Below are 15,144 nucleotides of genomic sequence, written 5' to 3'. Positions count from 1 at the left end.
AATTATAAGACACAGTATTCTATCTCTCGATGAATAAAATTTAAATAACATCTACTAATGAAGTAGAAAGTTATAAACCAATCGATTCTACATATTACGAGATTAATTATCAAAAAGGAACTTACACTACAAGTTCCCCTAGTACTCCATTGTCTTTTTTTAACCTTAAATATCAGGTTTTATTAATTCTAAATCATTTAAAAATAAACCAGATAACACAAATAATAGAAGATTATAGAACCCAACAACTGCTCCGTAAAATAATTTACAAAACGGTCACCAAAAAAATAGAATAGAAATAATAACACAAATAGTATTAAAGACTATGCCAACAACGCCAACAGATTATAAATACTATCCGGCTTTATCAGATTTGATAAAACCAGAGGACTTACCCGATTTTTTAAGTTTTATTAAAGATGAACTTCAAGGAGTTTTTGATAAAATGTATTATAAAGATTATCAAACATCTAAGAGTACTACCGGTAGTAGCGCTTTTTATAGTTTAGATATTGTAAGCAGAAAAAAATTAGCATTCGAATTACCAGGAACTGGTGCTTTCTTTGTATTAAATCCTGATTATGAAGATAGTAAAATTTCCTCTTTTCCTATCACTGTTTTTTGGGAATGGGAAGTTATGCGTTACATAAGATATTTTAATGCAAATGGCTTTTCATTTTCTGTAGAAGATTTTTATGATCTTGGATTAACTGTTCTAAACATATCCGAAGAGCAAATAATCCAGTTGGCTATAAACACATTTGTAGTTCAAAGTAATCCTGCACTTTCAAAATTCGGTCAGCTTGTTCAGGATATAAATACCTTATACGGTACTGCCATAGCTATCGATGAAACTTCTAGCAATAGTTTACAAGAATTAATAGTTCAAGTTAGCCTTCTAGATAAAAAAATTGCTCCTGCAATATTTTCATTGTATTTATTATCGACCGATTTATCAGAGACAAAAGCAAAAATTAAAATCTTTTTCTCATCTTTTATTCCTGATGATATTGAAGAATACATTAAAAAAATTATTACTCCAAAATCCAGGATAACGCTCGAATTATCTGCTGCAATTGAGTTTCCAAGAAAAATATTATTGCCTTGGAAAAACAATGGTACCGAAAGAGATGAAGACGAAACGCATATTGCCAGATTTCAATTTGCCAAAGCACTTTTATATGCCGATACGCAAGCAGGAATAGGTTACAATCTAGAATTAGCAGGTACTCTGAACCCACAATTTTGCGAAATTGGAAGATCTGGTATGCTTATTCAAATAGAAAGTTTAAAACTTGATTTAAGTAAAAAAACAAATATCCCGGAAGCTGATGCCGATGGCAGACCAAATGATTTTGTTGGGGTATATGCCCGAGCATTATCTGTAACCTTACCTGCGAGATGGTTTCATGATGATACTGTTCAGGGTACAGCATCAAGCACATTGCGATTAGGCGGTTATGATCTATTAATAGGTACAGGTGGTGTTTCTGGAACATTTATGCTTGAAACAGTTCCTTCGGCTATTGTAGGAGGAACAATAGATTATTATGATAATGAATTTGATTTACAATTTCCTGTTACACTATTCCAAAAAAACGCAACAACATCTGTTGTAGAAGAAGTTAAAGTATCGAATATTAATGATTTAAAATCAAAACTATTCCCTACAACAACTACAAATATCCCTCCTTATTCATTCAAATTTCCTTTAACACTAACTGAGAAAGCGCCTTTAACGGGAGGAACAAAAACTTTTAAGTCGGCTATTGATTATCAAACGTATCTTAAAAGCCTGCCAAATGATAATGGTACAGACAGTGTTCCTACACTTTGGAAAACCATAGGTTCTCCAAGCAAAGGCTTTAGAGTTGGTTTTCAAAAATTCGACATAACTTTCAAGCAAAATAAAGTTGTTAGTTCTAATATAAAGGGAGCGTTAGAGATCAAGAAATTCAAACAAGGAGGTCAAGCTCTTCGCGTAGGTATTGAAGGTCATTTATATGATGATGGTGATTTTAATCTTACAGCTTCATTCGCTGAAGGAAGTAAACCAGAAGCTACTTTATTCGACTTTGTTAATTTTAAATTTAATAGTTTAGAATTAGGTAAAGAAGAAGATGATTATTACATCGGAACGGCTTGTGAAATTTCATTTTTGAATGAGACCATGAACCAGCTTATGGATGGTCAAAAAATCATTATCGAAAAACTCCGAATTTATAGTGATGGAAACATTGAACTTGAAGGGGGGTCTATTCCAATTCCTTTAAATATTTCATTAAATCTTGGACCAGTAAAAATGGCTGTGTCTAACATTAATTTTGGTTCTACTCAAATTAATGGTCGTAAATACAACTTTTGGGGATTTGATGGTGCCATTAGTATCAATCCATTAGGTTTGGATGCTCGTGGAGAAGGTGTTAAATATTACTATTGTACTGAAGAAGGTCATAAAGATTCGTTTTTAAGAATTCAAACTATCGAAGTCGATTTAATGATTCCGGGAACAGCAACTGCTGCCTCTGCGATGGCTATCATTCATGGTATGATTTCTCTTCCTGAACCAGGGAAATCTCCTGAATTTATGGGGGAGGTTTCTTTAAAATTACCAAAAGCAAAAATTTCTGGTGGTGTAGGAATGCGTTTTATGCCTAAATATCCTGCATTTTTGGTAGATGCTCATATCGAACTCCCTACTCCTATTCCGTTAGGATTTCTTTCTATCTCAGCTTTTAGAGGTCTGTTAGGTTTTAGATATGTGGCAACCAAACAAGCTGCAGGATTAACTACAGATAACTCTTGGTACGAATTTTATAAACATCCGAAACCAGGGATAAACATTAGAAAATTCAGTGGACCACCAGACTCTTTACAATATAAATCACCATTTTCTATTGGTGCTGGAGCAACCTTTGGAACTGTAGCCGATGGTGGACACGTCTTGTCTCTACGTGCGATGTTGTTACTATCTCTGCCTACCTTATTTTATATAGAAGCGGGATTAAACGTTATCGCCGGACGATTAGGTCTTATTGAAGATGATCCTAGTAATCCTCCGTTTTTTGCTATGGTTGCTTTTGGAGACGATTCATTGGAATTAGCCGCGGGAGCCGATTTTAGTATCCCAAAAGATGGCGGACAGATTTTTCAATTACATGCTTTATTAGAAGCTGGATTCTTCTTTAAAAATCAAAAACCTTGGTATGTAAATTTAGGATCCAGAAAAGATCCAATTATGGCCAGAATATTAACTCTATTCACTGCCAAAGCATTTATTATGCTTTCTGCTCAAGGAATTGAAGCTGGAGCCAGATTGGACTTTAAACTTGAAAAAAGCTTCGGTCCTGCCAAAGTAAAACTATGGGCTTATCTAGAGTTAGGAGGAAAAATTTCATTCAAACGCCCTCAAATGGGTGGTTATATTAATGCTGGTGGAGGTATACAGATTAAAATTTGGATTATAAATGTAGAGATTGTATTAGATACCGTATTCTCAATCGAATCGTTTAAACCCTTCTTAATCTATGCTAAACTAGAATTAAGAGTACGTGTAAAGATAGGCTTCATTAGAGTGAGTAAAAGCTTTTTAATAGAACTTCAATGGGATATTAACAGAGTGGTTGATCGTACTCCTTATAGCCCACTTCCTATGGGAACATACGGTGATGCACAGGACAATAGAACAGCCGACTCGGTAAAAGGAGTACATATGCTTACTAATCAGGCATTCTCTCTTAATTATTTTAATAGTTACCCTAGTAATGCAAGTGCTATTACAAAAATAATTCCCCTGGACACATATATCGATGTTAAAATGGCTAAGGGATTATTACCTAATCCGGAATTAGCCAAAAAAATTGGAGGTTATACTGGTGATGCAAAAAATTATATTGATATGATGCCTCCAGTTAGCACAGCAGGAGGAAGAAAATTGCGTCAGGTTAAACATCAATATTCTATTAAATCAATTGGAATAAAATCTTGGAATAGTACTGCAAATGCTTGGGAAGATTACCACCCTTTTGAAGCTGTTGTAGAGCAAAAGGATAGAGATAAGGTGAAAAATTTACCATGGGCTCAATGGCAAAAAGCTATTGATCAATATGATAGTATTCGTGTTTTGGCAACCAATCCTTTCTCCTTTTTAAGCGCTGGAGAACCTGGCTGGTATGTTCCGGAACAATACGGAATTACTCCATCTAAATTGTTCTGTGTATCTGAAAAAATAGAAAAAGAGCATACCGATTTTCTTAATAAGAGCATGGGAAAACGTTTTTATGTACCTACTCAATATGAGGCAGATAAAATCAATGGACTATTTTTTAGACTTATTGGAGATACTCCTGTAGTTTTGGAAAATAATAAACTTGAGGCTGGAGATTTCATGAGTATTACTGGAGAGGGCAACCCTTTTGGGTATAGAAGATCTCTATCATTTAAAAACTACAATCAGTTAGAAATTATATTCCCGGAATCGGCTATTGAACCTACTTTAAAACTTACCACTCTTGCCAAAGACGTAAAAATTAAAGCTTATACTGCTGTCACAGAAGAAAATAAAAAATTCGTTTCTTATAAAAAAGTTTTATTGAAAAAAACTGCTAATGCGATAGCTTCAGAGGAGTTAACATATACTAAAGCTGAATTGTTAAGTGCTATAACTTTACTTGATGCAGAAGATAATGCCATTTCAAAAACTAAAATAGATAAGATTGTAATTATTCCTTTATCGGCAAACGCAGAGCGTATTTTGGAGATTAGAAATAAACTCGCTTCTTTATTTGATAATACCTATGCTGATGCAAATGGAGAAGTCTCTATTTCTGTTCCAAGTGATATAACACAATACAATTTATTACTGGCAGAATTAGCACAATTAAAAGTAGCTGCTGGTAATGATACGCCAAATAGCACTCCTACTTCACTTACTTTCACTCGTTTTTATGGATATAAAGGAAAAGTTATTTACGCATTTGATAAAGTCTTTAAATATGATAATACCTATCTTATTTCATTTCATCCGCAGCCAAACACAACAGTTCTTATTCAAATTGATAGCAACGGAAGAATATTAAGAGAGCGTTTATTAAACGGCGTAGTAACTTCTATGCAAGTCGTAAATGGTAATTTGTTACTCACTCAAGCCATAGATACGAGACAATGTAAAGGAATTGGAGAGGCAGTTATTGACTATAATTTTGTAGTTGGTTGCCAAGATCCTCTTGCTGCAACAGCAATTATTGAACTTGATTCTGAATTAAATCAGAGTTTTGGAATGCAATATCTAAGCACCTATTCTTTAGGATTTAACAAGTTATTGCCATTAGATAACAATGAGCTTCTTTGGATTAATACTTTGAGTAATGAAACTCAAATTAACTGGGTTAACGGAAGTAATCGTGCTATTATTCATCGTGTAAAAATCAGTGAAATAGCAATTAAAATACTACAACATAGTGGTACTGAGTTTAGTTTGATTACAAAAGATAAAAAGATTATTCGTTTAAGCGTTAATACAGCTACTAAAGCAGTAACTGTAACTGATACAAAGGTAGTTTCTGACACTTCTATTACCGAAATTACTGATGCAATCATTGCAAATGGAAAAATCCTGATGTCGGTTAAATTGACAAACGAAAAATTCGGTTTAGCTCAAATTAACGGTACTGCCCTTGATATAGTTAAAAACGATACAATATTTGATTCTGTTGTTTATTTATCAAATAATACCTTAACAGATAATTCTATTATTGCTTATAATGAACATTATTTATTCGTATTTAATACTTCATTACAGCTTACAAGATTAATTGAAAGAGAAAATACTGCGGATAAAGCGTCAATCATTACTATCCAAAACGCTCCATCGGCGAATGAAATCCTGATGCTTTCATCTAAAAAGAATGAGAAAGGAATTTATTTCTCTCTATTTAATGATCTATTCGACAACTGTTCATTGCATCCGACAACAACTGTTTCGGTGACTTCATCTAACTCTGCTTTAGCAAATGGAACGACTAATTTAATTGAACTTGATGCTGTTACAAATTTAACCTATACAAGAGGAACTAAGACTTCTAAATTAATTACTGTAAATAGTGTTATCTGTTCAAAAGGAGGCAATAATAAGGATGAAGAATTAGAGTATACTACTTATGTACAAAGCATAGATTGGTTGACTAAAGAAAGTTTTTTCCATAATACGACCATACCTGGATCTGAAGCAGTAAAAGAAGACAATAAGGCTATGAAGGACGCAGTTCAAAACACTGTTCAACCTATTTGGAGACCAAATACAACTTATTGTTTAGATTTTGAATTACTAGATACTGTAGATGACAAAAATGAAACATCGTTTAAATACTATTATGGATTTAAAACTTTAGGGCCGGTAGGGCACTTCCCGGTTCCTGATCCTGTAACACCAGTTGGACAGACGCCTGCTCCGAAGAATGAATTAACAGATTTGGCAAAATCTCCATTAACATCATTAAGACAATATATAGATTACAACCGTTCTTACCCTAATGCCGATGGAAGCTTATTACAATCTAAACCAGCTTTTTATGGAAATGAACAATGCAAGGTTTCCTTGTTTTTCACCAATCCTTATGCTTATCATATGTTTAAAGACTGGGCGGAATATGGAACTAATAGAAAAGAAATGAAAGGCGCTTTAAACCTTATTGTTAAAGATCCTCTTAACGATGAACTTATTCCGTATCCATTGGGAGTAGAAAAAACTACCTATCCTAAAGCAGAAACAAAAAATGTAGCATGGGTAAGCGATAATGACCCTAGGATTCCTTTGGGTGTACAATTATTAAACAACTTTATCAAAGGGAAACCTGAAATGAAATGTACGCTGGAGATTGGTGATCCTTTACAACCAAAATCATATGGTTATACAGTAAAATTAACAGACTTAAAACCTTCGAAATTGTATACGATTTTAGCAAATAATTACTTTGATGCTAACCAAAATCTAGTCGAAGACAAAGCTGAAAATATTCTGGTACATCAATTTGGGTTCCAAACTTCTCGTTACAAAGATTTCAAAGAGCAAATAAACAGTTATCTGATTAAAGAAAAAGATGAAACAGGCGCTGTAATTAATTCACATAAAGCATTATTTGACATTAAGTTAAACTTAGCTCAGGATCAAATTCAAGCTTTATATGATGTAATTATTGCAAAAGCAAATCCTATGAGTGATGCTATTGCATTAAAGTATCAACATTCGTATGATCGTGCTATCGAGGGAATCTTAAAATTATCTCCACTTGATCCGGCTCAAAGTACTGAGGTAAATCGCATTATCGATACCAATACTGGTGATACCATAGCGCTTTTAATTCGTAACCCTGAACCATTTAACGTTCCTAAAATGCCATTAGAAGAAATTAAGGATACAGTTATTGTAGGAGATCCTGGTATCGAAATAATCAATGGTAAAGAAGTTGAATTATTTACTAAAAACCAAGCATACAAAGTATTGTATTCCAAAGATTACTCACAGGTTTTAATCATGCCTGATAGTAAAAAAATTACAGATACTAATTTAAACATCAAGTTTGAATATAGAATGTGGAATAATGAAGGAACAGCAGTAAATGGTAAGATACCACTAACAGTATTCGTTGATAAACAAGTATTAGAATTATAAAATATAAATCTTTAAAAACAAGAAAAAAATGAGTTCTATAAATCTTCAAGAGAGCCAATTCTCGGGTTGCGAAACATATATAGCTATCGTTGTCGATGAATCGGGTTCGATTAACCAAAACGAAGCAAAGCAAATACGGGATGGCTTAACTTCATTTATCAATTCTCAAGCTCAGAGTAATACCACTTTGTCGTTAATCGGAATGTCGAATGATGATGGCAATTTAAGATCTGACCATATTATTCAAAAAAAAATATCAAGTAATCAAACCGATTTTTTAAGTTGGGTCAACTCATTTGGCTCAAGACAAATTAATCCGCAATCCGATTATTGGGCATCTGGTATAGAGCTTATTAATAATTTACCTGTCACTCCGGATATTATTGTTATTGTAACCGATGGTTTACAGGTAAACAATACAAGCGTACTTCAAAATTTATACAATGATCTGAGTCAACAATCACGTATTTTTGTTTATGGAGTAACAGGTAATGATTCAGTAACATTTGCAGAATTAGTAAAGCCTCTTAATTTTTATTTAGGTAGAACAGCTGTGTTGAAGACCAGTACTATTTCTGCTATAAATTCAGATTATTTAAGACGCGGTGATTTTCTTACTTTGGGTACTGAGTTAAACCAGCTTACTACTGATTTAGTTAATGCTCATATAGGTTGTAATGCCAAAGTATCTATTGTAGAAAATAAACTAGTCTACCCTGTTTTGACCAAAGGAACTTTAGTCAATCAAGAAACTGGGAGTTTGGTACTTAAAAATAAAAGTTTAGTTGATTTAACACTGGTTGCTGGTACAAAAATTCATATTTCGGCTGCTTTAAATGGCTTGACCCTCACTCTAAGAGATACAGTTATTATACAGGCTCAATCTCAATTGGAAGTTGCAATTCAAATTAATGGCACACCTCTAGTTAATGGTGATTTTTCGGAATTAATTGCACTGCAAAAAGTCATCAACCACAATAAATTTACTATCAATTTTAATGTAATAAAGAAACCGGTTGTTGAAATTTCGCCTAAGACATCACTACAATCGACTAGTTTGCAAATTACTGCTGCAGGTTCAAAAGGAATTGACAGTACAAAAGGAATACACCTCCGTTGGTTATTGGCTGGAGAATTAGGAGAAAAACACCTTCCGAAAGGAGATTTATTTACAGGTGAAAAATCTAATTTTAATAAACCAGATGATTTCGTAAAAGTGTACAGAGCTCCTTACACCAAGATTAGTTCTACTTTAAATTTGAGTCTGAAACCACAGTCAATAGATAATAGTAATGCGCTATGGGTTTACAAAACAGCTAACCCTGCAAGATCATTTTATGTTTATTTTAGAAACGTGGAAAAATACTTATCAGTAAAACTTAGTATTAATCCATTAACAAATCCTACAGGTTTTATTCAGGCTTACGGAAACAATGTTATCGAAATTGAAAACAAGAATGAATTATTTTTTGCCGCAGAATTAAACTTTAACTCTGTAAGTAGTTCTAGTATTGTTAGATTAGAAACCTTGTCTGTAGCAGAGAATACTATTACAGCTGCAAAAAGAGTTACTAACCGTAAAACATATTCTTCGACTCAAATAAATGCAGTTCGCCTAGTAGCCGAAAATGGTAGAAGCATACGCTTTAAAGCTAGCAATTGTATGTTAAACGGAATCAACTTTGAATTCTATTCCGATTTTATTCAACATGCAAATGATAATGGAAATTGGGATTTAAAGGGAAAATATGCATTAAGTGAAAACGATACAACAGTATTTGAACAATTAGAGCCGCAGCTAAATGCTGTTCATGGAAAATGGTTAAAATACAATGATGGTGAATATGTAAATATCAATAATTACAAAGATAAATGGCAACGTGCAACAGTAGATGGTGATAAAAATATTAAGGAAGTTCTTAAAAGCTACATTGAATTAAGCGAGATTCCAGATAACCCAACTGCTTTAGAAACTATTAATTTTGGAGATACAGTAGAAGGAACTCCAAATACCAGTGAAATATCTAATTTGGATTTATTAAACATTGCTGCAAATGATTATCATATTGCACGTATGTTAGGACTTGGTTGCATCGATATCGATAGTACTATTCTATCTGGGGAATTTGTTTATCTTACAGAATATACAACTTTTAAAGATTTAAAAGGTGGCTTGGAGCCGGTAGAAGTCCAACATCTTTCTATGAGTATTCCAACTTCTGTTGCAACAGAACGCATGTCTCTTCCAGTGCAGTTGAGCAAAATTGTACCAGGATTAAATATAGATTCAGAGGAAGATGAAACTGCAAAAATTACAGATCCAAATGGGTATAGCTTTGATGGAAAAAAAAGGTATGTAAGTTTGTTCATGGACGACATAAAGGATTATGATATTGATACTGATTTCTTTAGTTCTTCATTGGAATATGATGGAAGTACATTTACGTTTCCTATTTATGTAGGTGTAGATTATAAAATTAAAAATATTGATCCTACATGGGTAAAACCCGAACTGGCATACGATTCAGACTATTACAATGTCAATAAAGATTTAGAAAGATCATCTTACGAACCGGCACCAATTATCATTCCCGAAACAGGAAAATCAATTTTAAATATCCGTCAGGAAAAAACAGGAAAAAATACATATGTATATCAGGGATATGGTATTAATATTTTTTCGAGAGCCACATCCGGTAGGCAAATAAGCATTGAATCTGATATTAAGCCTACAAATACCTTAATGCCTCCTAGTGGTATTAATACACTATTGATTACTCCGGAAAATCCATTGATGTTTACATCAAAAATGGAACAGGATCGCTTAAAAAAGATTACTGGAACAGATAAAACTTTTATTCGAATCCTATATGATTATTATTCTATTCAGGAATTATTAAGCTATAGTATTCCTACTGGTATGACGCAGGAAGATGCTGAAAAACCTAATACTATCTATCCTGATAATGAAGAAATATTTGCCGATTATTTTAAGCTCTATTACAGAGATGGTCTTCCTCAAATAGAATATGCACAAATTACTAACATTCAAAACAATACCGAAAATGATATTACTTCAATTATTAAAATTAAAGATTACACAGTTCTTAGCAGTGGTGAAAAAATTAATGTCACATTAAATACCACTAATAAAGATAGATTTATCGGTGGAATTCTAACCATTGGAGATCAAAACTATGTTATCGATAAAGTTGCTGTTTTTAACGACTCTCTAGGCAAATTTGACTATGCAAATGTTCATGTTCTAAAAAAAGAAGTTAGTGATAGTGTTCTTGCAGAAGGGGAAGCTACAGTAGATTCTGAGCAAATAAAGGCTATTAAAATGCCGGAAAATGGCTTATGTGCTTTGGTCGAAAATATGTTAACACCATCAAATTGGCATCAACCAGGACCACTTAATTTTCAAGTTGAATATCCTACAAATTTAAAAGCTGTTCATAGAGAAACTATCCAACCTAAGGATAGTCAAGGTAGTGGAGACATACAAATAGAAAAAACAAGAGGAATTTGGAAACCAGCAACAATTGAAAGAGCTCTTGAAGATGCTTATCAAATGGATGTAAACGGAAAATATGTATTAGATGTTAATGAAAATCCAATACGATTACCCGAAAAGAAACATTTGGGACTATATAAATTGACTTTCTCTGGCTATAATCTACCTCAACATCCACAATATAAAGGCGAAAATGTTGAAAATTCGGTAGAATGGTCTAATGGTACTGTTCGATTATTTACAAAGAGCTCGGTGGAACCAGGAAACACTGTTCCGGTAAAATCCAGAAAAGAGTTTAAAGTAGTTTTAACAGAGAATATTGGAGGTACGGGAAATTTAGTACTCTATATCAATGACACCAGTTTTAAATTAAAAGAGGGTGGCAATTACATAATGGATCCAGCTCATGATGAAATCATAATTGGTGAACAAAAAGCAAACTATTATCCAAGTTATAAAGTATCTCTTTTTGCCAATCCTGCATATGGTTTAACCTCGGCAAACATTCTTCCTAGAGAAGACGAAAGTACCCATTATTCAATTTTCGGAATTAGTAGTCACTCTAATTTGTTCAACTATGATTCAAAAATTAGTGTGCCAAGTCCTATGTATGCTGTAAAAATTGAGGAACCTGTTAAACCCGAAGAAGTAGAAGGTGGTTTATATGCTACCCGACCGGATTTCTTTAACCGTTCTACCTTTACGCTTACAAGCAAATATACTCATAAACCTTATGGTGTATTACATTATAGAGCCAATGATGAAGCTTTATTAAGTGTTTTATATAAAAGAACTACCATTAATACAATCCGCGAAGAGCTAAAAAAACTTGGTGGTAATGATGAAATTTATTTTGCCAACAGATGGAAAAACTTTTTAAACTTTAATGATCTCGAAACACAAGCAAATTATGGAACATTCCCACTTGTAGGAGAACCGGATAAAAAATATCACTTTCCTATTCCGGATAATGAACAATTAAAGGACGCGATTAATGATTTTATTAAATGGCATAACAAGTCGCAGGGAAAAACAGTACCGGAAATTGATAGATTAACAGCACTTAATCAGCTATTAATCTCTACTGATCAAGGAGTAGAAAAGAATCTATTAGCCATTCATTTTATCGAACAAGCTATTCATACCGCATTTGTACCTCTTACCGAAGTACCTGTTATCTATGATTATATTAATGATAATAGTTATGTACCTATCAATAAAAAACAGACGATCAAGGATAAAAATGGACATACTTTAAAACCTACTGATCCAGATTTTGATATTGCGCCAATGATGAAAATCACAAATGCAGCGCAAAACAGAACACAGTTTACGGATTTTAATCTCGATGGAAACTCTCAAAACGTTTATTTCTATGGAGTACGTGAAATGGATATTAAAATGAATTTTAGTGAATTTAGCGCATTTTGGGGCCCTGTTAAATTAGTGCCTTCAAATCCTCCTCAAACTCCTGAAATTAAGAGAATCATGCCTGTTTTAGAAAACCCTGTTTTAGGAATCAAACCTGCCATCCAGATAGAATTAAATGCATATCAACCGGAGTATAAAATCAAGAAAATAAACATCTATCGTGCTACTTCGATGCTAAATGCACAATCGATAAGAACCATGTCTCCTGTTAAGGAAATATTAATTGGAGAAGATACTCTATCTACCGATTTTGATAATACCTGGACCGTATATGATGAATTCCAAGATTTAGAAAATATCCCTTTTGGAGATGGGCTTTTTTATAGAATTACTGTTTCTCGCGAAATTGAATATGCCGATCCTAGTTCGACTGATTTGAATCCTGTTGTTAATATTGATTATACGCCATCCCAACCATCAAAAATTACTGCCACAGTGATTGCTGATGCTATTTTACCCCAATCACCAGTAATAAAAGCTACCGGAGCTCCTACAGGAACAAATGGGGCAATCTTAAAACCTGTTATTTTTAATTGGGAAAAAACAACTCATAATGGTAAATATCATCTCTACAAGATGAATAACCAGGGAAATTGGGATAAGATTCATGAGGTTGTTTCTAATAATGAAACTATAACTCTGCCTTTACAGCAGACCAAATTAACAACAGATGAATTAATCATTAAAACTGAAGATGGCGAAAGAGTTTACCATCATTTCAAGGTAGTCTCTGAAAATTCTTCAGGTATGTATAGCAGCGAAGAAAAAATCCTAACGCTCTAAATTAAAGAAGACCAATGAATAATTTCATTGGTCTTTAAAACTGGTTGATCAAATAAATACTTATAGCACGAAAATAAAATTAAAACAACATGGCAACAAGCAGAATTAGCATTAGCAACAAATTTGAAAACGGTGATATCCCTTCACAGAGTGATTTCGGAGAAATTTTTGATAGTTTCGTTCATAAAGATGAAGACAAAGCCAATTTTCAAATGGTCGAAACAGGAACCGATGACCAACATTATGTAACTCCGGCTCTATTAAAAATCGGTTTACAAAATATTGGTATTATTACGGGTAACTGTTATTTACCGAATAAAGAATACTTCAATAATTTTAATGGCACTACTATCTTTTTAAAAAAATCGCCTATTAACTTTAGTGTTCAGGCATTTAAAAATGGACAGCTACTTCTTGAAAAAGAGGATTACACTATTAATTATGCGACAGCAGTAATTACATTCTCTGCAACAGTACCAATTAGAAATATAGAGATTGATTATTGGTATAAAAATACTGGTCCTATTCCTGGTAACACAGACATTACTAACGTTGCTGGTAAACCATATATCGGAGAAATAAAATGTTTAGCCTCTCCAACTGGCCCAAAAGGCTGGCTTAAATGCGAAGGGCAGGAATTATTAATTAGTGAGTACTCTCAATTATTTTCTGTAATTGGTGTTACCTATGGAGGTAACGGTACAACGCATTTTAAAACGCCAAATTTATCCGGACGCTCAATTGTTCAGCCAACTACAAATATAGTATTAGGAAGTGTTGGTGGTAGTGAAGCAACTGTTTTAACTGAGAATAATTTACCCGCACATACTCATGGTGTTGGCTCTCTTGCAGTGGCTATTAATTGTAGTAATCTAAATGCTGATGAGAGTGCTCCTCAAGAAAGTATTCTAGCTGTTTCCAAAGACTCATACTGTCAAGCAATTACAACCCCTGATGCAACTTTAGCAGCATCTGCAACTAGTATTACTGGTGTTACAGCTTCTGTTGGTTCTGCTCAGCCTATAATCACCAGAAGTCCATATTTGGCGATGTACTATTATATTTCTTCTTATGGAGAATCCCCTTTAATATAAAAGAACAAAAATAAATCTATAATTATCTAGATTAATCATCCATCTTTTTTAAAAGAATATTAAACACTATTTAAAAGCATTTAATTATGAATATAACTAGCCCCTAAATTAATTTTTAGGGGACTAAAGTGATATTCTATTAAAATATTATTCTCAAAAAATAAATAAAAAACAAAAATGAAAGCAGTAAAAATAAATAAAGAAAAAGTCAATACTATAAATTCAGAACAATTGAAGAGGTTACAGGATTTTGGAACTTTCATCGATAAGGCAAGAATGTCGCTAGGAGAACTATCTATTCAATATGAATTTCAAAAGGCTGATATTCTAAATCATATATCTGACCAACAACAAAAGATTACTGAATTAGAAAAGGAAATAAAAGAAGAATATGGCGATATTCAAGTTAATATTGAAACAGGTGAAATTGTAAAACGAGAGGAAGAATAAACATCTGGTGATATAAAGGATTCTACTTGTTGGAAGAAATATTTTTTTCATATATGGATACTTAATTGGGTGATATTTTTTGAATTCTAAAACAAACATGTCTTTACAATTCATAAAAATCACAAATTTATCAGCTTGTTTAACTTGATCCTTTTTGATTTTATTAAAATTTTATCCTCTTTTAATTCTGACAAAATATC

At 33.0% G+C, this 15,144-nt stretch carries 4 protein-coding genes; all 4 read left to right on the top strand.

Annotated features, from left to right (window positions below; translation table 11 throughout):
• The first annotated feature begins 325 nt into the window (after positions 1 to 325).
• Entirely contained in the window at positions 326 to 7,669 is a 7,344-nt protein-coding gene (locus OIU83_RS10680; protein ID WP_264206245.1) for a hypothetical protein, read from the top strand.
• Between the two features lie 28 nt (positions 7,670 to 7,697).
• On the top strand, positions 7,698 to 13,400 hold the full coding sequence (locus OIU83_RS10675) for a VWA domain-containing protein (protein ID WP_264206244.1): 5,703 nt from the start codon (positions 7,698 to 7,700) through the stop codon (positions 13,398 to 13,400).
• A gap of 89 nt (positions 13,401 to 13,489) precedes the next feature.
• A complete protein-coding gene (locus tag OIU83_RS10670; RefSeq protein WP_264206243.1) occupies positions 13,490 to 14,494 on the top strand; it encodes a phage tail protein in 1,005 nt (334 codons plus the stop codon).
• A 177-nt stretch (positions 14,495 to 14,671) separates the two neighbouring features.
• Positions 14,672 to 14,944 (top strand): hypothetical protein, encoded by a 273-nt coding sequence (locus tag OIU83_RS10665; protein ID WP_264206242.1) that lies wholly within the window; start codon positions 14,672 to 14,674, stop codon positions 14,942 to 14,944.
• Positions 14,945 to 15,144: the final 200 nt, after the last annotated feature.

Origin of the sequence: Flavobacterium shii (assembly GCF_025847235.1) — a bacterium.
Taxonomy (GTDB): Bacteria; Bacteroidota; Bacteroidia; order Flavobacteriales; family Flavobacteriaceae; genus Flavobacterium; species Flavobacterium shii.
This window is presented reverse-complemented; position numbering and strand designations above follow the sequence as displayed.

Bases quoted from the DNA above. Each gene is read 5' to 3' on its own strand.
- OIU83_RS10680 (WP_264206245.1), top strand. From the start codon at position 326: ATGCCAACAACGCCAACAGATTATAAATACTATCCGGCTTTATCAGAT.
- OIU83_RS10665 (WP_264206242.1), top strand. From the start codon at position 14,672: ATGAAAGCAGTAAAAATAAATAAAGAAAAAGTCAATACTATAAATTCA.
- OIU83_RS10670 (WP_264206243.1), top strand. From the start codon at position 13,490: ATGGCAACAAGCAGAATTAGCATTAGCAACAAATTTGAAAACGGTGAT.
- OIU83_RS10675 (WP_264206244.1), top strand. From the start codon at position 7,698: ATGAGTTCTATAAATCTTCAAGAGAGCCAATTCTCGGGTTGCGAAACA.